At 65.1% G+C, this 22,073-nt stretch carries 23 protein-coding genes and 1 riboswitch; of the genes, 9 read left to right on the top strand and 14 right to left on the bottom strand.

Annotation, left to right across the window (positions count from 1 at the left end):
- Positions 1-2 precede the first annotated feature (2 nt).
- The 5 genes from AOP77_RS04300 to dnaK form a co-directional block, all read right to left on the bottom strand.
- Positions 3-389, bottom strand: a complete 387-nt coding sequence (locus AOP77_RS04300; RefSeq protein WP_062209765.1) for a VOC family protein — start codon at positions 387-389, stop codon at positions 3-5.
- A gap of 48 nt (positions 390-437) precedes the next feature.
- Positions 438-851, bottom strand: a complete 414-nt coding sequence (locus AOP77_RS04295; RefSeq protein WP_062209761.1) for a heat shock protein transcriptional repressor HspR — start codon at positions 849-851, stop codon at positions 438-440.
- 45 nt (positions 852-896) lie between these two features.
- Entirely contained in the window at positions 897-1,856 is a 960-nt protein-coding gene (locus AOP77_RS04290; protein ID WP_062209757.1) for a DnaJ C-terminal domain-containing protein, read from the bottom strand.
- A 33-nt stretch (positions 1,857-1,889) separates the two neighbouring features.
- Positions 1,890-2,489 (bottom strand): nucleotide exchange factor GrpE, encoded by a 600-nt coding sequence (locus AOP77_RS04285; RefSeq protein ID WP_062209754.1) that lies wholly within the window; start codon positions 2,487-2,489, stop codon positions 1,890-1,892.
- An 80-nt stretch (positions 2,490-2,569) separates the two neighbouring features.
- Positions 2,570-4,450 carry a molecular chaperone DnaK gene (dnaK, locus tag AOP77_RS04280; protein WP_062209751.1) on the bottom strand — a complete coding sequence of 627 codons (1,881 nt, stop codon included), beginning with the start codon at positions 4,448-4,450 and terminating at the stop codon, positions 2,570-2,572.
- 208 nt (positions 4,451-4,658) lie between these two features.
- Between dnaK and AOP77_RS04275 the strand changes: the two genes are divergently transcribed.
- Positions 4,659-5,153, top strand: coding sequence for a rhodanese-like domain-containing protein (locus AOP77_RS04275; RefSeq protein WP_236685748.1), 495 nt, complete (start codon positions 4,659-4,661; stop codon positions 5,151-5,153).
- Here the strand turns inward: AOP77_RS04275 and AOP77_RS04270 are convergent.
- The 5 genes from AOP77_RS04270 to dcd all read right to left on the bottom strand — a co-directional run bounded on the left by AOP77_RS04270 (position 5,150) and on the right by dcd (position 10,701).
- The gene (locus AOP77_RS04270) at positions 5,150-5,812 is read right to left on the bottom strand and encodes an ABC transporter ATP-binding protein (RefSeq protein WP_062209748.1); all 663 of its coding nucleotides are present in this window, start codon (positions 5,810-5,812) and stop codon (positions 5,150-5,152) included. The two genes, AOP77_RS04275 and AOP77_RS04270, sit on opposite strands and share 4 nt — an antisense overlap.
- Complete coding sequence (locus AOP77_RS04265; protein WP_062209745.1) at positions 5,809-7,449, bottom strand: ABC transporter permease; 1,641 nt, start codon at positions 7,447-7,449, stop codon at positions 5,809-5,811. Before AOP77_RS04265 ends, AOP77_RS04270 begins: the two co-directional genes overlap by 4 nt.
- Positions 7,450-7,483: 34 nt before the next feature.
- Entirely contained in the window at positions 7,484-8,593 is a 1,110-nt protein-coding gene (locus AOP77_RS04260) for a thiamine ABC transporter substrate-binding protein (protein ID WP_062209742.1), read from the bottom strand.
- Between the two features lie 24 nt (positions 8,594-8,617).
- Positions 8,618-8,735: riboswitch (TPP riboswitch) on the bottom strand.
- Between the two features lie 135 nt (positions 8,736-8,870).
- Complete coding sequence (locus AOP77_RS04255) at positions 8,871-9,977, bottom strand: DUF2510 domain-containing protein (RefSeq protein WP_062209739.1); 1,107 nt, start codon at positions 9,975-9,977, stop codon at positions 8,871-8,873.
- Positions 9,978-10,125: 148 nt separating this feature from the next.
- Positions 10,126-10,701, bottom strand: coding sequence for a dCTP deaminase (gene dcd, locus AOP77_RS04250; RefSeq protein ID WP_062209736.1), 576 nt, complete (start codon positions 10,699-10,701; stop codon positions 10,126-10,128).
- 216 nt (positions 10,702-10,917) lie between these two features.
- On the opposite strand from dcd, the gene AOP77_RS04245 reads away from it, so the two are divergent.
- Complete coding sequence (locus tag AOP77_RS04245) at positions 10,918-13,344, top strand: glycoside hydrolase family 94 protein (RefSeq protein WP_236685747.1); 2,427 nt, start codon at positions 10,918-10,920, stop codon at positions 13,342-13,344.
- A gap of 150 nt (positions 13,345-13,494) precedes the next feature.
- Here the strand turns inward: AOP77_RS04245 and AOP77_RS04240 are convergent, their stop codons facing one another.
- Entirely contained in the window at positions 13,495-14,604 is a 1,110-nt protein-coding gene (locus AOP77_RS04240) for a DUF4349 domain-containing protein (protein WP_062209724.1), read from the bottom strand.
- A 179-nt stretch (positions 14,605-14,783) separates the two neighbouring features.
- Between AOP77_RS04240 and AOP77_RS04235 the strand changes: the two genes are divergently transcribed.
- From AOP77_RS04235 to AOP77_RS04220, 4 genes are all read left to right on the top strand, one after another.
- The gene (locus AOP77_RS04235; RefSeq protein ID WP_062209721.1) at positions 14,784-15,608 is read left to right on the top strand and encodes a DUF4397 domain-containing protein; all 825 of its coding nucleotides are present in this window, start codon (positions 14,784-14,786) and stop codon (positions 15,606-15,608) included.
- Positions 15,609-15,736: 128 nt separating this feature from the next.
- Positions 15,737-16,507 carry a class F sortase gene (locus AOP77_RS04230; protein WP_062209718.1) on the top strand — a complete coding sequence of 257 codons (771 nt, stop codon included), beginning with the start codon at positions 15,737-15,739 and terminating at the stop codon, positions 16,505-16,507.
- A gap of 41 nt (positions 16,508-16,548) precedes the next feature.
- Positions 16,549-17,133 carry an RNA polymerase sigma factor gene (locus AOP77_RS04225; protein WP_062209716.1) on the top strand — a complete coding sequence of 195 codons (585 nt, stop codon included), beginning with the start codon at positions 16,549-16,551 and terminating at the stop codon, positions 17,131-17,133.
- Positions 17,120-17,983, top strand: coding sequence for an anti-sigma factor (locus AOP77_RS04220; protein ID WP_062209713.1), 864 nt, complete (start codon positions 17,120-17,122; stop codon positions 17,981-17,983). The genes AOP77_RS04225 and AOP77_RS04220 overlap by 14 nt, the downstream gene beginning before the upstream one ends.
- Positions 17,984-18,016: 33 nt before the next feature.
- On the opposite strand, the gene AOP77_RS04215 is transcribed toward AOP77_RS04220, so the two are convergent.
- Positions 18,017-18,682 (bottom strand): potassium channel family protein, encoded by a 666-nt coding sequence (locus AOP77_RS04215; RefSeq protein WP_062209710.1) that lies wholly within the window; start codon positions 18,680-18,682, stop codon positions 18,017-18,019.
- A complete protein-coding gene (locus tag AOP77_RS04210) occupies positions 18,675-20,048 on the bottom strand; it encodes a TrkH family potassium uptake protein (RefSeq protein WP_062209707.1) in 1,374 nt (457 codons plus the stop codon). Before AOP77_RS04210 ends, AOP77_RS04215 begins: the two co-directional genes overlap by 8 nt.
- 176 nt (positions 20,049-20,224) lie before the next feature.
- On the opposite strand from AOP77_RS04210, the gene AOP77_RS04205 reads away from it, so the two are divergent.
- Both AOP77_RS04205 and AOP77_RS12085 read left to right on the top strand, forming a co-directional pair.
- On the top strand, positions 20,225-20,464 hold the full coding sequence (locus AOP77_RS04205) for a helix-turn-helix domain-containing protein (protein WP_061963415.1): 240 nt from the start codon (positions 20,225-20,227) through the stop codon (positions 20,462-20,464).
- A gap of 86 nt (positions 20,465-20,550) precedes the next feature.
- A complete protein-coding gene (locus AOP77_RS12085; RefSeq protein WP_005504750.1) occupies positions 20,551-20,649 on the top strand; it encodes a 30S ribosomal protein bS22 in 99 nt (32 codons plus the stop codon).
- 270 nt (positions 20,650-20,919) lie between these two features.
- Here AOP77_RS12085 and AOP77_RS04200 read toward each other — a convergent pair whose 3' ends face one another.
- Complete coding sequence (locus tag AOP77_RS04200; protein ID WP_236685746.1) at positions 20,920-21,777, bottom strand: HAD family hydrolase; 858 nt, start codon at positions 21,775-21,777, stop codon at positions 20,920-20,922.
- A 52-nt stretch (positions 21,778-21,829) separates the two neighbouring features.
- On the opposite strand from AOP77_RS04200, the gene AOP77_RS04195 reads away from it, so the two are divergent.
- A complete protein-coding gene (locus AOP77_RS04195; RefSeq protein ID WP_062209704.1) occupies positions 21,830-22,066 on the top strand; it encodes a glutaredoxin family protein in 237 nt (78 codons plus the stop codon).
- Positions 22,067-22,073: the final 7 nt, after the last annotated feature.

Genomic DNA, 22,073 nt, shown 5'->3' with positions numbered 1-22,073 from the left:
GGTCAATGGCTGAAGAGATGCTCGACCTCGTGGCCCCACACGGCGAGCTCATTGCCACTTGGGTCAGCAAAGTGGAAACGGCGTCCGCCCGGAAACTGGAAGATGTCACGGCGGATGATGCCGCCGGCGGCCGCCACTGCGTCGCGGCTGGCCTCGAGGTCGCGCGAGTAGAGGACGACGAGCAGATCGCCGGAGCCGGCCTGCCCACCCAGCGAGATGCCGCCGATCTCGCGGCCGTCCGGGCTCACGATGCCGAGGTAGCCCGGGCCGTAGGCGGTGAATCGCCAGCCGAAGGCGTCCCCGTAGAACGTCTCTGCGGCGCCGATGTCCTGAGTAGGGATCTCGACGTAGTCGAACGAGTGGTGCAGGTGCGGAGTGTCGTCGGCCATGCCTCATGCTGGCGCGGCCCACTGCGGGTGTCAAGAGATGGCGGTGTCCTAGGAGTTATGACTGCGCCACAGCACCAGCGCGCGCCCCTCGTCGCGCGCGCCTCGCTGACCGCGCTCCACGATCACTACGTTGCCGCGTGAGCCGGTCGCAAAGACTCGCGATCCGGTGTCTGCGCGGTGGCGCAGTTTCTCCACCTCGGCCTCGAGCCGCTCGACCTCGCGCGACAGCGTGAGGATTCGTGCGATGCCGGCCAGGTTGATGCCCTCGTCCTGGCTGAGGCGCTGGACCTCACGCAGCACGGCGACATCGCGCAGGGAGTAGCGGCGTCCGCCGCCTGGGCGGCGGCGGGGAACGACGAGCCCCACGCGGTCGTACTGGCGCAAGGTCTGGGCGTGCATTCCGGCCAGTTCGGCCGCGGCCGAGATCAGGAAGACGGGCTCGTCAACGTCGGGACGTTCCATGCCTGACTCCTTCCGTCAGCTGGTGCCGGGCCTACTGGGCTAAAACTACTTGACGGCGTCCTTGTAGAGGTCTCCGCGCGGGTCGTCCTTGGCGGTCTCCAGCGCGAAGGCCTGCAGCGCCTCCTTGCCCGCGCGCGAGACCTTGCCTGGCACCGTCACGCTGACCGTGGCCAACAGATCGCCCGTCCCGGTTGGTCCGTTCAGGCCGCGCCCCTTGACGCGCAATACGCGGCCGGAGTTGGTGCCCGAGGGGACCTTGACCTTGACGCGAGTGCCGTCCAGCGTGGGGACCTCGACGTTCGCTCCCAGCACGGCCTCGTCAAAGGCGACGGGGAGTGTCATGCGCAGGTTGTTGCCGTCTACCGTGAAGACGGGGTGCTTAGCGACGCGGACCGTGAGCATCAGGTCGCCGGGAGGGCCGCCGTTCTGGCCGGGGCGTCCCTTGCCGCGGATGCGGATCTTCTGACCGTCCTTGACGCCCACGGGTAGGCGGGTGGAGAACTTGTGGCCGTCCAGGGTGAGGGAGATGGTCGCGCCGTCCGCTGCCTGGCGAAAGGCCACCTCAGTGGTTGCGCCGATGTCCTGGCCCGGAGTGGGCCCACGACGTCCGCCACCAAACATGTTCGACAGAATATCTTCGAATCCGCCGCTGCTCTGGGTGCGGCCCCCGCCGAACGAACCGCTTTGCGTGCGGCCTCCGCCGAACATGCCACCCATGGCGTCCTCGAAGCCGCCGCCTCCCTGGCCTCCTGCCTGGAAGCGGGGTCCGCCGCCCATTGCGCGCACCGAGTCGTACTGCTCGCGCTGAGTCTTGTCACTCAGTACCGCGTAAGCCTCGCCCACGTCCTTGAAGCGCTTCTCAGCGCTCGCGTTGCCGGGGTTACGGTCCGGGTGTAGTTCCTTGGCCTGCTTGCGATAGGCCTTTTTGATGGCGGCCTCATCGGCATCCTTGGGGACGCCTAGCGTCTTGTAGAAGTCCTTGGAGAACCAGTCTTGACTCGTCATGGGCGCCTCCCTTCGCGAAGCATTAGCGGGTGATTACTCGGGCTGAGCGACGATGACGCGCGCGGGGCGCAACACCTTGTCGCCGATGCGGTGGCCCGGCTGGGCAACCTGCTGAACGGTGGGCACGGTGACCTCGGCACTGGGCTGAGACATCAGTGCCTCGTGGATCTGGGGGTCGAACTCGTCACCGATGGCTCCGTAAGGCTCCCAGCCAAGCCGGCCCAGGGACTCCTCGAGCTTGGTCGCGATGGACGCGAATGGGCCATCGGTCAGGTCGCCGTGCTCGCGAGCGGCGGCGATGTCGTCTAGGGCAGGGATGAGCGACTCGATGACCTTGGCCTGAGCCTGGTCGCCAAGAGCCGCGCGGTCGCGGTCCACACGCTTGCGGTAGTTCACGAACTCGGCCTGCAGGCGGCGCAGGTCCTCGAGGTGCTCGGCGGCCATGTTCGCAGCCTTGGTCAGCGCGTCGCCCGCGCCGTCCTGGTCGGCGTCGAGGTTCGAGCCGGCCTCGTTGAGGATCGACTCGACGTCGGCGAGAGCATCGTCGCCGTGGTGGGCCGATGCGTCGTTGTTCTCTGCGTCGTCGCTGGGGGTCGCGTCGTCGTTGGGCTTGTCTTCGGGTGTATCAGTCACGATGTCCTCCTATGGAGCGGTGAGTGGGGTAACGCGCGACGGGCGGGCGGCGTGTGCCAACCCGCCCGTCGCATCGGGCGCTACTTCTTCTCTTCGTCTTCCTCGTCGTCAACGATCTCGGCGTCAACGACGTCTTCCTCGTCGTCGGAGGATGCGGCGTCATCGCCAGCGGGAGCTTCGCTCTCGCCCGCGTCTGCGCCTTCGGACTGCTGAGCCGCGTACACGGCCTCGCCGATCTTCTGAGCCTTCTCGACCAGCGAGTCGTGCGCGGTCTTGACGGCTGCGGTGTCATCGCCCTCGAGCGCGGTCTTCACCTCGGCGATCGCGGCCTTGACGTCCTCGGCCACCTCGGCAGGAACCTTGTCCTCGTTCTCGCCCAGGATCTTCTCCGTGGAGTACGCGAACGACTCGGCATTGTTGCGGGTCTCGGCATCCTCTCGGCGCTGCTTGTCCTCTGCCTCGTGCTCGGCCGCGTCCTGAACCATGCGCTCGATGTCTTCCTTGGACAGTGCCGAGCCGCCGGTCACGGTGATGGACGATTCCTTGCCCGTTCCGCGGTCCTTGGCGTGCACGTGCACGATGCCGTTGGCGTCGATGTCGAACGTGACTTCGATCTGCGGCACGCCGCGTGGTGCGGGTGCGATGCCACCGAGCTCGAACGTACCGAGCAGCTTGTTGTCGCGGGCGAACTGGCGCTCACCCTGGTAGACCTGGATCATCACGGACGGCTGGTTGTCGTCAGCAGTCGAGAAGACCTCGGAGGACTTGGTTGGGATCGCGGTGTTGCGCTCGATCAGCGACGTCATGACGCCACCCTTGGTCTCGATGCCGAGGCTCAGGGGAGTGACGTCAATCAGCAGCACGTCCTTGCGCTCACCGGTGATGACACCAGCCTGCAGGGCGGCGCCTACTGCGACGACCTCATCGGGGTTGACGCCCTTGTTGGGCTCCTTGCCGCCGGTGAGTTCGGTGACGACCTCGGTCACGGCGGGCATGCGGGTGGAACCACCCACGAGCACGACGTGGTCGATCTGGCTGAGCTGAACGCCGGCGTCCTTGATGACCTGCTTGAAGGGAGCCTTGGTGCGCTCGAGTAGGTCCTTGGTCATTTCCTGGAACTGAGCGCGCGTGAGCTTGCTGTCCAAGTGGACCGGGCCATTCTCGCCAATGGAGAGGTACTGCAGCGAGATGTTGGTGGAGTTGGCCGAGGAGAGTTCCTTCTTGGCCTGCTCTGCCGCCTCGCGCAGACGCTGCACGGCGGACTTGTCCTTGGACAGGTCGACGCCCTGGCCGTTCTTGACCTCCTTGATGAGGTGGTCAACGACGCGCTGGTCCCAGTCGTCGCCGCCCAGGCGGTTGTCACCTGCGGTGGCCTTGACCTGGATGGTCGAGAAGGCGTCCTCGTCCTTGCCCACTTCGAGCAACGAGACGTCGAACGTTCCGCCACCGAGGTCGAAGACCAGGATGAGCTCGTCTTCCTTGCCCTTGTCGAGGCCGTACGCGAGTGCTGCAGCGGTGGGCTCGTTGACGATGCGCAGGACCTTGAGGCCCGCGATCTCGCCGGCATCCTTGGTGGCCTGGCGCTCGGCGTCGTTGAAGTACGCGGGAACGGTGATGACGGCCTCAGTCACGGCCTCGCCGAGGAACTCCTCGGAGTCACGCTTGAGCTTGCCGAGGATGCGCGCGCTGATCTCCTGCGCGGTGTACTTCTTGTCCTCAATCTCCTGGTCCCAGTCGGTTCCCATGTGACGCTTGACCGACGCGATGGTGCGGTCAACGTTGGTGACGGCCTGGCGCTTGGCGATCTCGCCGACCAGCACCTCACCGGTCTTCGAGAACGCGACCACCGACGGGGTGGTGCGGGCGCCCTCTGCGTTTGCGATGACGGTGGGCTCGCCACCTTCAAGTACGGCAACGCACGAGTTCGTGGTGCCGAGGTCAATGCCTACTGCACGTGACATGTGATTCTCCTTGTCTGCGGCTTGCGCCGCTGGGCCCTTCTTGGCCCACGGTTGAGTCCGGCTCTCAAAGTTGAGCCGCCTACACTCAAGTATGCGGATTTGGGACGGGTTGTCAAGTGAATTCGTCAAACTTGAGTCGCCAACGCTCAACTCTAGTGCGCGCCGCTCCATTGCCCCAAGGAATCGCGCGCTCGGGTAGATTCGCCCCATGACAATCGATGCCACCGCCACCGCAATGACGGCCGATGCTGCAGCCCACTTCGCCGCCAAACTCGCCTTCGAGACGGACGCCTCCGACGTCCATTCAGCGCTCGAGAGCCAGGACGCGGGCTTCGTGTTCATCGATACCCGCGACCAGATCGCCTGGGACCAGGGCCACGCGCGCGGCGCGACTCACATGCCCAAGCCAGAGATGGCCCAGCGCATCCCCGAGTATCCCGTTGGCACGAGGTTCGTTGTGTACTGCTGGGGTCCTGGCTGCAACGGCGCCACCCGCGCGGGTCTGATCATTTCTGAGCTGGGCTACGAGGTCCGCGAGATGATTGGTGGCTTCGAGTACTGGGCGCGCGAGGGTTATCCCGTGGATGCCGCAGGTTCCGACCCCATCACGGGCGTTCCCGCCACGGTAGACGCAACCCGCGCACCTGACTCCCTCACCGCGCCGGCGCTTCAGGCGGGCAATCGCATCGCCTGCGACTGCTAGAGAAGCACCCCGTCCCGCATCCGCACCACGCGGTCGCACACCATCTCCGCCTCGCGCGGATCGTGCGTGACCATCACGGCGGTCATGGAGTAGCGCCGCAGAATCTGGCCCAGGTCCGTGGCCAGGCGCCCACGCAACTCCGAGTCCAGCGCGGACAGCGGCTCATCCAATAGCAGCAGCCGGGGTCGCGGGGCGAGCGACCGTGCCACCGCCACGCGCTGACGCTGCCCGCCTGACAGCTCGGTAATCTCGCGACCCCCATAGCCCGCCAGGCCCACCACCTCTAGCAGTTCAGCAATCCGTTCGTCGCGCTCAGCGCGGGCAACCCCGGCCATGTCGAGGCCGAAGCCCACATTGCCCGCCACCGTCCGGTGAGGGAACAGCTGTCCGTCCTGGAATACCAACCCGAACCCGCGCTGGTGGATGGGAGTGTGCGTGACATCGACGCCGTCCCACGCGACCGAGCCGGCATCGGGCTCCACGACGCCCACGATGGCGCTGAGCAGCGTCGACTTGCCGCACCCGCTCGGTCCCAACAGGCCCACGATCTGGCCGGGTACGACAGTGAGGTCCACGCCCGCGACCGCCTCTACGGGAGGTTTTCCGGGATACGTCACGCGCAGTCCCGCAACTTCTAGCCCGGCTCCATTTTTAGTCACAGATCAGCTCCTACCTGCGTACGCATACGCTCTGATGCCATCATGACGGACGCGGTCATGATGGCGAGCAAGACAGAGGCCGCGAACGCCATGCCGATGTTCTCCAGGCCGGGGCGACCCAGCAGTCGGTAGATCGCCGTAGGCAGCGTGGGCCGGTCTGGACGCGCCAAGAAACTGGTCGCCCCGAACTCCCCGAGTGCGATCGCGAACGCGAACCCTAGCGCCAGCCCGGTGGTGCCGCGTAGTAGCGGCCAGTCCACGGTCCGCCACACGCGCCACGGGCTCGCGCCAAGAGATGATGCCGCCATGCGCAGATGTGGATCGATGGCCCTGGCGGTGGGAACGATGCTGCGGACCACGAGCGGCAACGCGACCACCGCCTGCGCCGCGGCCACGAGCCACCACGAACCACCGATTGTCACGCCAAAAATGGGTTGGTTCAGTGTGAGCAGCATGCCGAGTCCCACCATCACGGCGCTGACTCCCAGCGGCAGCATCACCAGAGTGTCGAGCAGCGCAGAGCGCCGGGTTCGGTGCGTCACCAGGTGCGCCACCACGACGCCGAGGATGGTCGCCACCGCCGCGGCGAGCGCCGCGGTCTCGAGCGAGTTCACCGCCGCCTCCCACACCGGTACCGGCAGGACTGATCGCCCGGGTTGCTGAAACAGCGCCGCATAGTGGTCAAAGCCGTGTCCCGATGCCGTGCGCAGCGAGCGCTCCACCAACGCATACAGGGGCGGGAGCAACACCAGCCCCAGAGCCGCCAGAATCGCCGCAAGTACGGGGACGTCCTTTCGGCGTGCCGCCCGGGTGCCGTCCAGGCGCTTACCCGACGTCGCGCGCTCGCGGCGCTTGCGCGCCTGGTCCGCCACCCACAGCGCAAGGCCCACAATCAGTAACTGCAATATTGACAGCACGGCAGCCGCGCGCAGGTCGAGGAACTGGTTGACCTGCAGATAGATCTCGGTCTCCACGGTGGAGACACGCGTGCCTCCCAGCACCAGCACCACGCCAAAGGACGTGGCGCAAAACAGGAAGACGATGGCGGCGGCCGATGCCACGGCAGGCATGAGCGCGGGAAGCGTCACCTCACGGAAGGCTCGCCAGCGGCTGGCGCCGAGTACGCGCGCGGCGGCGACGGTTGAGGGGTCAAGGCCAGCCCAAGTTCCGCCCACCACTCGCAACACCACGGCCACGTTGTAGAACACCAGCGCGGCGGCGACGGCGGCCATCGACTGGTCGAGTGAAAAGTGGCCGAGCAGACCTGACGGTCGCAGCAGTGCTGAAAAGGCCGCTGCGACCACGACGGTGGGCAACACGAACGGCACGGTAGCGAGCGCGCGCACCGCCTTCTGTCCGCGCCAGCGGACCCGGAACAGTGCGTACGCGGCGGGCACCCCTAGCAGTAGCGACCCCACCGTACCGAGCAACGCGAGCCAGATCGTGGTGGCGACCACCTTGCCCGTTCGCGGCTCCGTCAAGACCTCCCACGCGCCGGCCACGTCCAGGTGTCCGTCGACGATGAGCCCACGCCCCAGGATCGTCAGCAGCGGCCACAAAAAGAAGAGGCCGAGAAACGCCACCGGCACGGCCGCCAGCGCCCACCACGCGGGGTGGAGCGAGCGTCGGCGCAGCATCGGCGTTTCTCGGCCTCGACGGATCAGTCGCGCGCTACGGCGTGACGATGTCCGTCCACTGCTGAATCCAGTCGTCCCGGTTTGCCGTGATCTCCGCGGGAGTCAAGGTCCACGGAGTGGTGGCGAGCGGCGCGGACTCCTCCCACGAAGCGGGAATCGCCACGGAGGTGGATACCGGGTAGACGTACATGTTCTCGGGGATGGAGGCCTGGAAATCGTCAGAAAGCATCCAGTCCACTACGGCCTGCCCGGCTGCGGGGTTCTTCGCACCGTTCAGCACGCCCGCGTACTCGACCTGACGGAAGCACGTGTCCAGCAGCGCCGACGTGGGGGTGGTGCCATCCTCGCCAGCCTCGTAGGGCGGGGAGGACGCGTAGCTCAAGACAATGGGGTAGTCGCCGCCGTAGTTGGGGGCGGAGAAGTCCGTGTAATAGGTGTCTGACCAGGAGGATGTCACGCGCAAGTCATTGTCGTTCAGCGCGGTCCAGTAGTCCTGCCAGCCGTCGCCCTCCGCGGAGATGGTCGCCAACAAGAACGCGAGCCCGGGGGAGGACGTCGCGGGGTTAGTGACGGAAAGCAGGCCCTTGTACTCGGGCTTGAGGAGGTCGTCGAGTGCCGCCGGAACGGCGACGTCGTTGGCCTCGAACCATGAGTTGTCCACGTTAAGGCACACGTCTGAAAAGTCGATCGCAGTCAGCGCGGCGCTGTCGGGGACTGCGTACTGCGCAGCCTGCGCTGCGGCAGGTGCGGAGGAGGCGTAGTCGGCAAACACGTCCTCGTCAATGGCCCGCGACGCAAAGGTGTTGTCCACGCCAAAGACCACGTCGCCAAGCGGTGCGTCCTTGGTAAGGATCAGCTGGTTGACCAGCGTGCCACCGTCACCAGGGGCTACAAAGGTGACCTTGAGGCCGCTGTCCTCTTCGAACGCTGCAAGTACGTCATCGGGCACGGCAAAGCTGTCGTGCGTCACGACTGTGACCTCGGTGCCCAGGCCGCCCGCGGCTGCGGTGGGCTCAGAAGAGCTGGCCGTAGCGGTAGTGGGGGTGTCGCTCGACTCGCTGTCCGGGTCGCCGGACGAGCAGGCGGCGAGCGCGAGCGTGGAGATGGTGATTGCCGCGATGGCGGCGGTGCGCACTGTGCGCATGGTGAATCCTCCCGATACTCAAGGAGGGGACGAGACTCGACTCCCTACGCCGGTGTGAGCCGGATCAGGTTCGAGGGTCTGCGGCGGTTCCGCACTCTCAGCGTTCTGGTCCCTTGCGGGAAACGCTCCCCTGTCGTGAAACGCCAGCATAGCGCCGATGCCGCGACAGGAGAACTCCGGTCTTGCCTCGCGTGGGGGCGAGAGGGAAGGCGAACGGCGCCGGTCATAGTGACCGGCGCCGCCGTGGTCGAGAGGTGTCGCGGAGCGACGTAGGCCCTTACGGCGCGTGGTTGATCACTACCGAGTCGACCGTCTTCTGGTTGAGATCCGCCGCCTGTTCAGCGTCGTGAGTACTCGACGCGAAAACGAACAATGAGGCATCCTCGTTGGTGATAATCGTCACCGAGGAGTACCCCTTGACGTCAAGTGACGTCGAGGAATAGTCGAGAGTGTCGGCGTCGTAACCAGCAGCAGTGACGGATTCCCTGGTCTCGCTCATGACGAGGTCCTCCGCGCCCCCGGTCGCGGACTGCGCGAAGGCCTCGAGCTCCACCGAGGGGTTGCCGGAGTTCACCGCACTGTTGGTTGCCAAGACCATGACGGATGACCCCGAGGTGTCGGTCGCGGTGACGTCCACCCACATGCCGCTGATCTCCGACGTCGAACCCGGCAGGGCGGCTGACATTTGCTCGTTGAGTGCGCCAAGGTCGATGAACTCGGAGGCATCGCTCATGTCTGGCGAGTGCGCGAAAGTGACGGCCCCGCTCTCGCTCGTGACTGCCGTCCAGCCATCGGGGACCACGGCGTTGCCCGCCCCGGTCGCGACGTCGCCGGCCGGGGTCTCGTCGCCTGCCGGCGCATCGTCGCCAGTGGTGTCGTCCGTTCCGGGGGCATCGTCAGTCGCCGTGTCTTCGGTGGCGGATCCCGAGTCCTCACTGGCGACCGGATCGGTGGTGGCGGCGTCGTCGGAGCCGCTCTTCGTGAACAGGAGCACAGCGCCGATGATCGCGGCAATGAGGATGGCACCGCCAACGATGATGCCGACGAGTGCGCCCTTGCTCAGGCCGCCCTTGCTCTCTTCGGTGCCGCCGACGGCGACGTGTTCAGAACTTCCGTAGGAGCCGTACGCAACGGCGGGGGCTGCTCCCTCGCTAGTGGCGACGCCGTCGCCGTATCCGCCCGATTCTGCGGTCGGGGCTGCGAACGAATCCTGCGGCGCTGACTGCTGGGTGGTGGCGGGCGGCATCGCCGAGGCTGCCGCTGTGGCGGCCGCGGCATCGGCGGCACTGTGGGTGTGTTCGGTCCAGCCTGCGCCATCCCAGTAGCGGAGGCCGGTGGCGTCCTGTGGGTCGGTGTACCAGCCGGGTACGGGGGAATCGGTCATTGTTGGTCCTCCTCAAGACGGCATCAGCCTAGCCGTAGGGACCCACATGTCAATTGTTCGCGCGCCCGGCCCCAAGGGGTTACTCAAGCGGACCCATCAGACTGGGCGCGAATGGATTGCCGGCGGTCATTGAGCGCCGCGAGTAGCTTTAGACCTCGGTGCGGTGGAAGTTTTGTGCGCTGCGGCTGGCCGTGGGTCCGCGCTGGCCGCTGTACCGCGAGCCATACGCGGCAGATCCGTAGGGGTGTTCAGCGACGGAAGACAGGCGAAAGAAGCACAGTTGGCCAATCTTCATGCCGGACCACAGGTTGATGGGCAGGGTGGCCACATTTGCGAGCTCGAGGGTCACGTTGCCCACGAAGCCGGGGTCAATGAAACCGGCAGTCGAGTGCGTCATGAGGCCGAGTCGTCCGAGCGAGGACTTGCCCTCGAGACGCGCCGCGATGTCATCGGGGAGCGTGACGGACTCGTACGTCGAGCCCAGGACGAACTCTCCCGGGTGGAGCACGAAGGGCGCGTCCGGCTCAACCTCGACCAGACGGGTCAGGTCGGGCTGGTCGACGGACGGGTCAATTACGCCGTACTTGTGGTTGTCGAACACGCGAAAGAACTTATCGAGGCGTACGTCGATTGACGAGGGCTGGATCATGCCAGGCTCGTAGGGGTCGAGGGCTACGCGGCCCGCATCGAGTTCGGCTCGGATATCGCGATCTGACAGCAGCATGTGCCAAACCTACCGGTCACGCGTGCAGTAGGTGGCACAGAAGCACGCGCTTAGCCGAGTTGAGTTCAGGAAAGTTTCCCGGTTGCGTGCGCTAGCGTGTACCGTAGTGGCATTAACGAATCGTTTCGATAGCGCGCGGGTTGGGCATGATCTAGTAGGTCTTGCCCCGCTCGGGCAGTCGAAGGCTGGGTTGCACCGCCTTCAATGGGGAAGGGCATGATGAAGTTCGGACACTTTGACGATGACGCACGCGAGTACGTCATCACCACACCACACACTCCTTATCCGTGGATTAACTACCTCGGGTCACAGGAATTCTTCGGACTCATCTCCCACACGGGTGGCGGCTACTCGTTCTACCGTGACGCCAAGATGCGTCGCCTCACGCGTTACCGCTACAACAACACCCCCGTGGACTCGGGTGGCCGCATCTTCTCTATCAACGATGGCGGCGACGTGTGGAGCCCCGGCTACTTCCCTTATAAGGCGGAGCTCGACTTCTTTGAGACCCGCCACGGCATGGGCTACTCGCGCATCACCGGCTCGCGCGGCGGGCTGAAGGTCTCCACCCTCTTTTTTGTGCCCGTGGACATCAATGCGGAGATCCACCAGGTCACCGTCACCAATGAGTCCGATTCCGAGAAATCGGTCACACTGTTCAGCTTTGTCGAGTTCTGCCTGTGGAACGCCGAAGACGACCAGACTAACTACCAGCGCAACCTCAACATCGGCGAGGTCGAGGTGGTGGACGGCAACATCTATCACAAGACCGAGTACCGCGAGCGGCGCGACCACTTCGCGGTCTACGGCGTGAACGCCCCCATCGCGGGCTTCGACACTGACCGCGATACGTTCCTGGGTCACCAGAACGGCTTCGGCGAGGCTGAGGTGCCTGCGGCGGGCAAGTCCGCGAACTCGGTCGCGTCCGGCTGGTACCCGATCGGCTCGCACTCGCTCGACGTGACGCTCGCCCCCGGCGAGTCAAAGACCTACACGTTCACGCTGGGCTACCTCGAGAACGCCCGCGAGGACAAGTGGGAGTCCAAGGGCATCGTCAACAAGGCGCCCGCTCTGGAGCTACTGAAGAAGTTCGACTCCAACGAGAAGACGGACGCGCAGTTCGCCAAACTCAACTCCTACTGGGATCACTTGCTGGGCTCGTACACGGTGTCCTCGAATGACGAGAAGCTTGACCGGATGGTCAACATCTGGAACCAGTACCAGTCCATGGTGACGTACAACATGTCGCGCTCGGCCTCGTACTTTGAGACCGGAATTGGCCGCGGCATGGGTTTTCGTGACTCCAACCAGGACCTGCTGGGCTTTGTGCACCTGGTGCCGGAGCGTGCCAAGGAGCGCATCATCGACATCGCCTCGACACAGTTCGAGGACGGCAGCGCCTATCACCAGTACCAGCCACTCACCAAGCGCGGCAACAATGCGGTGGGCTCTGGCTTCAACGATGACCCCATGTGGCTGGTGCTCGGCACCGCGGCCTACATCAAGGAGACGGGCGACTACTCGATCCTTGACGTGCCCACGCCGTTCGACAACGACCCCGCCACCGAGGTTCCGCTCATGGAGCACCTCAAGCGCTCGTTTGACCACGTGACCAACAACCTAGGACCGCACGGTCTGCCGCTGATCGGCCGCGCCGACTGGAACGACTGCCTCAACCTCAATTGCTTCTCCGACACCCCGGGCGAGTCCTTCCAGACCACCGAGAACCAGGCCGGCGGCGTCGCCGAGTCCGTATTCATTGCGGGCATGTTCGTGGCCATTGGTCCCGACTACGTCGAATTGGCTCGCCGCCGGGGAGACGATGCTGAGGCTGACCGGGCAGAGGCGGCCATCCAGACGATGCGCGAAGCAGTCATGGAGCACGGCTGGGATGGCGACTGGTTCCTGCGGGCCTACGACTTCTACGGCAACAAGATTGGCAGCCACGAGAACGACGAGGCGCAGATCTGGATCGAGCCGCAGGGCTACTGCATCATGGGCGGCCTGGGCGTCGAGGATGGGCGCGCCATCAAGGCGCTGGACGCGACTCGTGAGCGACTGAACACCCCCCACGGCATTGTGCTGCTCAACCCCGCCTTCACCGAGTACAAGATCGAACTGGGTGAGGTCTCGACTTACCCGCCGGGCTACAAGGAGAACGCCGGCATTTTCTGCCACAACAACCCCTGGGTGATCATCGCCGAGACCGTCGTGGGTCGCGCCGAGTACGCCTGGGAGTATTACAAGCAGATCGCCCCCGCATACCGCGAGGAGATGTCCGAGGTACACCAACTCGAGCCCTACGTCTACGCGCAGATGATCGCCGGCAAGGACGCCTCGCGCCACGGCCAGGCCAAGAACTCGTGGCTGACTGGCACTGCGTCCTGGAACTTCGTGACGGTTTCTCAGTACCTGCTGGGCGTGCGCGCGGACTACGACGGGCTCGTCGTGGACCCCTGCATCGGCGCGGAGATCGACCAGTTCACCGTCAAGCGCCAGATCCGTGGCGCCGAGTACATCATCAACGTGACGAACTCGGGCGGCAAGGGTGCGGTGCTGACCGTGGACGGCGTGGCGATCGACGGCAACACCGTGCCGTACGCAGCCGCTGGATCGACCGTGGTGGTCGACGCGGTCGTCTAGCGACCCGCTAACTCAAAGACGCAGCCGCCTGGCACGCCCCCTTGGGGTGCGCCAGGCGGCTACTTTTTTCCTGCGCTTACATCCGGGTCCAGAGTTGCCTGATTCTGCGCCTAGACGTAAGCACAGGAGCCTTGGTGGGCCTCTGGCCGGCTACTTATCGCTGTCGCCCGATGCTGGCTTGGGGGCGTCGGGTCCTACGGCCTCGTCCGGCTGGGCTGGCGCCTGCGGCGCGGGTTGCGATTGCTGCGCAGGCTGGGCGTATGGTGCCGGCTGACCCTGCTGCCACGGCTGGCCGGGGGCTCCAGTGCGCGCGTAGGCGGGCTGTGGACGAGGTGCCTTGGCAGGTCGGCGAGCCTTGCGCGCCCGTCCGGCGCGGATCAGGAGGAGGACCACGAGGGCGATGATTGCCGCCAGCACGAGCCAGGGCAGCAGCACCCCGAGCACGATCAGCGCGCCGGCGAGGAAGGTCACGAGCGCACCCCACCCGGCCGCCAAGGCGTCCCAGAAGTTCTGTGGTTCGTCATCGACAATCACGACCGGCTCGGTGGTGAGCGACAGGTCGATGGTCGACATCGACACCTGATCCTCAAGGCCGCGCTGGCGTGCCTCGAGGCCCTCGAGCTCCGCCTGGCGGCTGTCCAACTCGGCCTCGAGCTTGATGATGTCGGAGATGTCCTCGGCCTCAAGCAGCAGAGCCTCGATGCGCGCCGTGGATGCGCGCAGCGTGGAAATCTGTGCCTCCAGGTCCGTTACCTGAGTCGTGACGTCGCTGGACTGGGTGCTGAACTCGTCAACCGTGCCCAGGTCGCGCAGGTCGTCGACCACCGTGTCGAGCTTGTCCGAGGGAATCCGCATGGTGAGGTAGGCCGAGCCTCCGTAGCCTTCATCGGGTGCGGTCTCGCTGCGGGCGTCGATGCGTCCGCCAGAACCCTGCACAATGCCTACCGCCTGGTCTGCAGCCGCGATTGGCTTTTCGACCGTCATGTACATGGCGCCGGTGACGATGACGGACCGGTCGGCGACCGATGTCTGGACATTCTCGGCGCCGGGCGCCTGGGCGATCTCAGCGCCGGGCGCCTGGGCCGCTGACTCGTCGACGTATGCGGCATCCGCGCCCGCCTCACCGCCCTCATAGGTGGCGGCGGAGTCCTCACTAGAGGACGAACAGCCGGTGAGCACCCCCGCAATCACGACGAGCGAGGCAAGCGTCCCGCCAATGCGGACACGACGCGACGTGGTGTGGGTGCGAGTGCTAGTCATGGTGTTCATAGTAGGGAGACGCACACCACCGCGAAAGCGTTGGGGGCAACCGTAATCATCCTGGTATCTAGGCGGACCAAAAAGTTATCGAAGCCGCTGCATCCAAATGAGCCCCTTCGTCGGAAGTACTTCATGAAGGCGGGTCACAACAACGTGACCCCCGGAATGGAGAAGGCAAGATGCGCAAGACAATTTTCGCCTCAATCGCGGTGGGCACTGTGCTCGCCGCTGGACTTGGGGCACCCGCAATGGCCGTCGACGACGGCAAGGCGGAACTGTCAGTTCTGCATGGCATTCCCGACCTGACCGTAGATGTCTACGTGAACGGCGACCTTACGCTCGACGACTTTAAGCCTGGTGACATGGGCGGACCTTTGCAGCTCGCGCCGGACACGTACTCTGTCGCGATCACCGCGGCCGATGCTGCGGACGACTCGGCTCCCGTTCTTGGGCCCATCGACCTCAAGCTCGACACCGACATGAGCTACACCGCAGTGGCTCACCTGTACGCGGACGCCAAGCCCACCGCCACGCTGTTCACCAACGACATCTCGTCGGCCGCATCCGGCAGTGGCCGACTCACGGTGCGTCACGTCGCCGCGGCCCCCGCGGTGGACGTCTGGGCGGATGGCGAGGTGCTGTTCGAGGACCTGGCTAACCCGAACGAGATGATGGCCGACGTGCCCGCTGCTACCTATGAGGCGGCAGTCTCGCTCACCGGAGAGAGTGACCCGGTCATTGGCCCGGCCGATGTGCCGATCAAGGATGGCGTCAACACCATCGTCTATGCCTGGGGCAGTGCGGCAGATGCCAACCTCGCGCTCGCGGTGCAGACGGTCGACACCGCCAGCGCAGGAGCGGCTCCCACCGGCGTTCAGGCCGGAACCGCGGGATTCGCTGACACTGGCTCAAACTCCACCGTCCTGTGGGCCGTGGGGATCATCGCGGCACTGGGGCTCGCAGGCTTCGGTGCAACCGCGGCGGTGGCGCGTAGCCGCCGCTAACGAGAACGTCACGTAGCTGTCGCGTGACACTCACGGCAGGGGCGTCCCTCTCCCCCCAGGGGCGCCCCTGCCGCTCGCGTCGTGAGGCGCGAGGCAAAACAAGGGGGACTCAAGAAAGGTGTCAGAAGGTGCGTACTTCTAAAGTTCTCACCCACCGCGGTAAGCGTGCGGTGGGCGGGTCCACGCCATCGCTCAGCCTTCGCCGCCTCGTCCGCTACGTCGTCGGCGCACTGATGGCGGCCACGGTGCTCGCCGGCTGTGCCACCACCGATGGCTCGGGAGTTCCCGAGTCCATCCAGCGCGCCGCGACGGCTAGCCCTGCCCCTGCTGCCAGTGGTGGGTCGGTACGCGCGACAAGGTCGGGTGAGATCCCGAGTGTGGGAGCACCGGTCGCCGCGCCCCAGATGCCCGTCTACACCGCAGACCTCGACTACCTTGCCGAACAGCGCGCACCCGAGCCGGTCCGCCTCACCGTGGCGGACCTCGGCATCGACATGGATGTCACCGACGTCGGACTTCTTCGCGATGGCACGCTCGAGATCCCGGAGACCGCGGCGGTAGCGGGCTGGTACCGGGCCATGGCCGCGCCGGGGGCCGACGACGGAATCGCGCTCATCGCCGCTCACGTGGACTCACCCACCGGGCTTGGTCCGTTCGCCGCGCTCCAAGACGTGAGTGAGGGCGCCGAGGTGGACGTGGAGCTCGAGGACGGCGCGACCGCCCGCTACCGGGTATCCGCCATTGAACAGACCTCCAAGGACACGGTGGACTTTGAGCGCATCCTGGACGGCTCGCTCGGTCATCACCTCGTGTTGGTCACTTGTGGAGGGGAATTTAATTGGAGTACTCGTCATTACGATGACAATGTGATTGTCTGGGCGGAGCGGGTCAATGACTAGCGTCGCTCACGAAGGTCGGTTCTATTCAGGGGGTTACGCGGATGGTTTCACAGCCGCCCAACGACGGCCCCTCTGATGAGCGCCCGGACGCCTTCAGTACGGACGATGCAGGGATCGCCTTCGCCGCAGGAGCGGAAGGCTCGCTCGAGCGCATCTATCGCGACGCATCGGCGCTGGTCTACACGCTCGCTGTGCGCGCACTCGGGGACACTCACGAGGCGGAAGACGTGACACAGCAAACATTTGTCTCCGCGTGGCGCGCTCGCGACACTTTCGATCCGTCACGTGGCGAGGTCCGCGGCTGGGTGGTGGGAATCGCTCGTCGCCGCATCGCCGACGCGCTCGACAAGCGGCGCCGCGAGAACCGTAAGGTGGATGCCGTGCGTTCCGTCGTTGAGGACTCCGCGAGCCTGGATGCGGAACTAGACCAGGTGCTTTTGTCCTATGAGCTGGAGACGTTGGGAGACCCGCGGCGCACCATCATGGCGCTCGCGTTCGTCGACGGCCAGACTCACGAGCAGATTTCTGAGCAACTCGAGATGCCGCTGGGGACTGTGAAGAGCCATATACGCCGTAGCCTCATAACGTTGCGCAACCGCTGGGAGGTGTCCGATGTCGCATCTTGATGACGAGGCAGTCGCCAGCCTTTCAGTGGGCGACGACCAGGACGCCACGGCGGCCATGCACGCAGCCGAGTGCGTTGAATGCGCTAACCGGGTTGAGCACATGCGCACGCTCGCTGATCGCATTGGCGCCCTCGGACGCAGTTCGGGGATGCTGACTCCTCCCGATCGCGTATGGGAGCAGATCGCCAACGAGCTCGGCGACGAACTGCTTGCGGGTTCCGACGCTGAGTCACCGGCGACGCCCCTCGTGATTGACCTGCCCATCGCCGGTGGTGACGACTCCACCGACCAGGCCACGGCATCGGCCGATGCCACGGAGGAGTTTATTACCGACCTTTCCGCGCGCAGGGATGCGCAGGCGGAGTCGCGTGGCGAACCCGGCGCGGAGGGCGCCCACGTCAGCCACAGGAGGTACACGCCATGGTTGATCGGCATCGCCGCGGGTGTCGTAGGAGTAGTCGTGGGCGGTGGCATCGTCGCAGGTATTCTAGATAATTCCGACCCAACGGGAAGCATCATCGCGGAGGCCGCGCTCACCGACCTTGCGACCGAGGCGAACGCGGGCACGGCACGAGTCGAGACGCTCGACGACGGCCGCGAGGTGCTCGTTGTCGACACTGATACGGACTTCGAGGACGTCTCCGACGGCTACCTCGAGGTGTGGCTCATCGATCCGAACATCGAGGGCATGGTCAGCTTGGGGCACCTCACCCAGGCCAACGAGGAGTTCGTGATCCCCAACGGCTACTCGGTGGCCGCCTTCCCCATCGTCGACATCTCGGTGGAGCCTCTGGATGGCGTTCCGACGCACAGCGGCGACTCCGTTACGCGAGGGGTGCTTGAGTCTTAGGCCTCGAGAGCGGCACCCACTACTGAGAGCTACCTACGGACGCTGTGCAAAGCGCTCGAGCAGCTCCCCGTCGCCCGCGACCACCAGCAGGTCATCAGAGTTGACCACGGTGTCGGGACTGGAGTACTCGAAGTCGCGCCCGGGGCTCTTGACGCCAATGACTCGGACGCCATACTTCTCAGTCAGGTCCATCTGATCGAGCGTGAAGCCGTGCGTCTCCTTAGGCGGGCGCATCTTGACGACGGTGAACCCGTCCTCGACCTCGATGTAATCGAGCATCTTGCCGCCCACCGAGTGGGCCACGCGGGCTCCCGCGGAGGACTCGGGCAGCACCACGTGGTGCGCGCCGATGCGCCGCAAGATGCGCTCGTGCTCGTCGCTGATGGCCTTGGCCCAGATCTCCGGCATGCCGATGTCGACGAGGTTTCCGGTGATGAGCACGGACGCCTCGAGTGACGTGCCGACGCCGACGACGGCGGCCGCGAACTCGCGCGCGCCCATCTGCTCGAGTGCACGAGGGTCAGTGGCATCGGCTTCGACAACGGGCAGGCGCTTGGACCAGCGCTCGACGAGGTCTGCGTCGCGTTCCACGGCGAGCACCTCGACGTCCATGGTGTCCAACGTGTCCGCGAGCGCAGAACCAAAGCGACCCAGTCCGATGACCAGAACGCCGGAGGCGGAGGAGGCCTTGTTAGCCAATGAGGGGCCTTTCTGAGGGATACCGAATGACGCGGCGCTGCTTGTTCAACGCTAGCGCAGCCGCGATGGTGAGCGAGCCCACGCGACCGATGTACATCATGACAACAAGGGTCGTCTTGGCATCGTCGGGCAACGTGCTGGTGATGCCGGTGCTGAGTCCGCAGGTGGCGTAGGCGGAGACGACTTCGTAAAGCGATCTGTCGAGCGGGATGTCGGTCTGTGCCATGAAGATTCCCGTACCGACGATCACGACCGAGAGACCGACGATGGTGATGGCGACTGCTCCGCGCAGTACCTCTGTGCCGATGCGCTTGCCGAAGGCCTCCATGTCGCGGCGGCCTCGAGCCTCAGCCCAGATCGCGAGCAACAGCACCGCGAGAGTGGTCACCCGGATGCCGCCGGCGGTCGAGCCGGAGCCGCCACCGATGAACATCAGCACGTCCTCGAGCAGCCAGGTTTGCTCGCGCGCCTGAGAGATGTCGAAGGAAGCGAAGCCGCCGGATCTTTGGTTGATGGACTGGAAGAAGATTCTGGCGATGGTCTCGTGTGTGGCTGCGTCGCCGAGTGTGGCCGGGTTGGACCACTCGAGGATGGCCAGCATTCCAGCGGAGACTAGGGCCAGGGCCGCGACCATGATGAGTGTGAGCTTGGTGTGCAAGGACCAGGACTTGGGCCGGCGCCAACCGCGAATCAAGTTGAGGTAGACGGGGTAGCCGAGCGCGCCAACCAGCACTCCGAGTCCTAGGGGGATCAGCACCCAGAAGTCGTTGACGAACGGGTAGAGCCCCTCGGGGTCGGGGGAGAAGCCAGCGTTGTTGAACGCGGAGATGCCGTAGAAGATCGAGTATCCCGCTGAGCGACCGAGCCCGTAGTCGAGGGTAAGGAAGCGAGGGAACAGCACTAGCGCGATGGTGATCTCGATGGAGAACGAGATGATGACCACGGTGCGCAGTAGCGAGCGTAGGTCGCCAAGACCGCTGGCACGAGCCTCCCCGGCCGCGAGCAGGCGCTGGGTAAGCCCAATCCGCCTGGAGACCGCCAGGCCAACGAGCGACGCCAGCGTCATGATTCCCAGGCCACCAATCTTGATGCCTGCCGCGATAATCGCCAGCCCCCATGCGGACCAGTACGTTCCGGTGTTGACCGTAGTCAGGCCGGTGACACACACGGCGGAAGTTGCGGTGAAGAGGGCGTCGATGAAGGGTGCGCGCTGCCCAGATGTCGTGGCGACCGGCAGGGACAGCAAGCTCGTGAAAATCAGGATCACGGCGCCAAAGGTGATGAGCGTGAGGCGTGCGGGTGCGGCAAGGGCGACGCGGTCGACCCATTCGCCAATCGATGCGCGCGCGTTGCTCAGCGTGCTCATGCGCCTCCTCCACGGCCCTAGATAGACCGCCTACATCATTAGGTTGCCACCACTTGGCGTCCCCTTATGACTCATCGGCACGTTCTCTCATCTTCACAACTGTCACTTCTGCCCCTACAGTAGAAGGAGCAACCGGCCGATAGACCGGCTGATTGCTGAGAGGGAGAAACTTAGACATGGCTGACAACGGCTCATCGCGCACAACCTTTTTGACCGTCGCCGAGGTGGCGGACATGCTGCGCGTCTCGCGCATGACCGTTTACCGCTGGGTGCACGCGGGAGAAATCCCCGCTGTGCGCTTCGGTAGGTCCTTCCGAGTTCCCCAGCAAGCGGTCGAAACCTTCATGGAGCAGGCCGCCCTCCAAGGCGGATTTGTGGCCGAAGATGACGATCGGTCCTCCGGCGCGGTAGGCTAGGTAACCGTCTGTCGCGTCCAGCGCGTTCTGGACGCTCGTGTGTGGTCACATACACGCAAGCTTTTCCAACAATCAAGGTAGGTTCCGTGGGTTCCGTTATCAAGAAGCGCCGCAAGCGTATGTCGAAGAAGAAGCACCGCAAGCTGCTTCGCAAGACTCGTCACCAGCGTCGCAATAAGAAGTAGTAGCAGGGTCTATACCCCTGCAATCAGGCAAGCCCGTGTCACCGTCTGGTGACGCGGGCTTTGTCATGCGCGGCGGAGTGCGGCCAGCCCGACCCCGACCCAACCCAGACTTGACCCAGCTTCAACCCGGCCCGACGCAACCCGTTATTGGTCCTTGAGCGCACGCTCTGGGCGCTCCGCGACTCCTCTTGGTCCGCGAAGGCACGGCAGACTCAAGAAACCACCGCAGCAGCGTGGATTGTCGAAGCCTGACGTAGTACTGGCGGACCGCTAGTCCTGGCCGGCAGGACCGTACGGGGACTTGCGTGACCGGAACAGTTTCTTGACCGGCCCGCACACGCCAGCGGTGAGTCCGCGCACCACGGCCATCGTCACCCACACAAAGCCGGTGACCGAGGCTTTGACGATCCCACGCCGTCCACTCTTGCGGCGGTCGCGAAACTCCTTGATGTTCCACCCCTGTGCCAACGCAAACTTACGCAGTTTGGTGTCGGGGTTGATGGCGCAGGGGTGGCCCACGGCATTCAGCATGAACTGGTCGTTGATCGAGTCGCCGTAGGCAAAGGAGGCCGCGAGGTCCAGCCCACGCTCGTCCGCGAGGATCTTGATGGCGTCGGCTTTGCCCTCGCCGTGCAGCATCGGGCCTGCGAGCCGGCCGGTGTAGTAACCGCCCTCGTGTTCTGGCGTGGTGCCGAGCGCCCCGGTCGCACCCATGCGACGGGCGACGATGCGCCCCACCTCGACGGGGGACGCGGTCACGAGCCATACCTCGTGGCCCTGCGCGAGGTGGTTGTCGAGGAGCGCCTTGGTGCCAGGGAAGATTCGCAGCGCGAGGACCTCGTCGTAGACCTCTTCGCCAATGGCTGCCATCTCGGCCACCGACCATCCCTTGACTAGCGAGACGCCGTCGGTGCGCAGATTCTCCATCTGCTCCTTGGTCTCGCCGAGCAGGACGTACTTGCCCTGCTCCCAGCCGAACTTGATCATGTCGCGGCTGCTGAAGAACCCACGCTGCTTGAGGCCGCGCGCGATGTGAAACGCGCTCGCGCCACGGATGATCGTGTTGTCGACGTCAAAGAACGCAGCGATGCCGGGACCCGGCACGTCGTTTTTCTTTGGCTTCTTCACCCGGCTAACCCTACAGAGCGGTGGGACCCTCAGCGGCACGTATTCTTGAGGGATGAGCCACCGGGTCACCTTCTACACGCGTGAGGGGTGCCACCTTTGTGAGGCCGCACGCGCGACAGTCCAGGAAGTTTGTGCGGAAACGGGCGTCGAGTGGCTCGAGGTAGACATCGACACTGACCTAAAACTGCGCGAAAAATACGGCGACGAAGTTCCCGTTGTTCTCGCGGACGATGCCGTGGTGGGCTTCTGGCGCATCGATGCGGGGATCTTGCGCAGGGCACTCGCGTAGGCGGGTG

The organism is Demequina oxidasica, from assembly GCF_000975115.1.
In the GTDB taxonomy this organism is placed as follows: Bacteria; Actinomycetota; Actinomycetes; order Actinomycetales; family Demequinaceae; genus Demequina; species Demequina oxidasica.
The sequence above is the reverse complement of the archived record's forward strand: the minus strand, read 5'-3'. Positions and strand labels throughout refer to the sequence as shown.

What these genes read in the sequence shown, in the direction of transcription:
- AOP77_RS04300 (WP_062209765.1), bottom strand. Translation starts at nt 389, where the DNA reads ATGGCCGACGACACTCCGCACCTGCACCACTCGTTCGACTACGTCGAG.
- AOP77_RS04295 (WP_062209761.1), bottom strand. Translation starts at nt 851, where the DNA reads ATGGAACGTCCCGACGTTGACGAGCCCGTCTTCCTGATCTCGGCCGCG.
- AOP77_RS04290 (WP_062209757.1), bottom strand. Translation starts at nt 1,856, where the DNA reads ATGACGAGTCAAGACTGGTTCTCCAAGGACTTCTACAAGACGCTAGGC.
- dnaK (WP_062209751.1), bottom strand. Translation starts at nt 4,450, where the DNA reads ATGTCACGTGCAGTAGGCATTGACCTCGGCACCACGAACTCGTGCGTT.
- AOP77_RS04275 (WP_236685748.1), top strand. Translation starts at nt 4,659, where the DNA reads ATGACAATCGATGCCACCGCCACCGCAATGACGGCCGATGCTGCAGCC.
- AOP77_RS04265 (WP_062209745.1), bottom strand. Translation starts at nt 7,449, where the DNA reads ATGCTGCGCCGACGCTCGCTCCACCCCGCGTGGTGGGCGCTGGCGGCC.
- AOP77_RS04260 (WP_062209742.1), bottom strand. Translation starts at nt 8,593, where the DNA reads ATGCGCACAGTGCGCACCGCCGCCATCGCGGCAATCACCATCTCCACG.
- AOP77_RS04255 (WP_062209739.1), bottom strand. Translation starts at nt 9,977, where the DNA reads ATGACCGATTCCCCCGTACCCGGCTGGTACACCGACCCACAGGACGCC.
- dcd (WP_062209736.1), bottom strand. Translation starts at nt 10,701, where the DNA reads ATGCTGCTGTCAGATCGCGATATCCGAGCCGAACTCGATGCGGGCCGC.
- AOP77_RS04245 (WP_236685747.1), top strand. Translation starts at nt 10,918, where the DNA reads ATGATGAAGTTCGGACACTTTGACGATGACGCACGCGAGTACGTCATC.
- AOP77_RS04240 (WP_062209724.1), bottom strand. Translation starts at nt 14,604, where the DNA reads ATGACTAGCACTCGCACCCACACCACGTCGCGTCGTGTCCGCATTGGC.
- AOP77_RS04235 (WP_062209721.1), top strand. Translation starts at nt 14,784, where the DNA reads ATGCGCAAGACAATTTTCGCCTCAATCGCGGTGGGCACTGTGCTCGCC.
- AOP77_RS04225 (WP_062209716.1), top strand. Translation starts at nt 16,549, where the DNA reads ATGGTTTCACAGCCGCCCAACGACGGCCCCTCTGATGAGCGCCCGGAC.
- AOP77_RS04220 (WP_062209713.1), top strand. Translation starts at nt 17,120, where the DNA reads ATGTCGCATCTTGATGACGAGGCAGTCGCCAGCCTTTCAGTGGGCGAC.
- AOP77_RS04210 (WP_062209707.1), bottom strand. Translation starts at nt 20,048, where the DNA reads ATGAGCACGCTGAGCAACGCGCGCGCATCGATTGGCGAATGGGTCGAC.
- AOP77_RS04205 (WP_061963415.1), top strand. Translation starts at nt 20,225, where the DNA reads ATGGCTGACAACGGCTCATCGCGCACAACCTTTTTGACCGTCGCCGAG.
- AOP77_RS04195 (WP_062209704.1), top strand. Translation starts at nt 21,830, where the DNA reads ATGAGCCACCGGGTCACCTTCTACACGCGTGAGGGGTGCCACCTTTGT.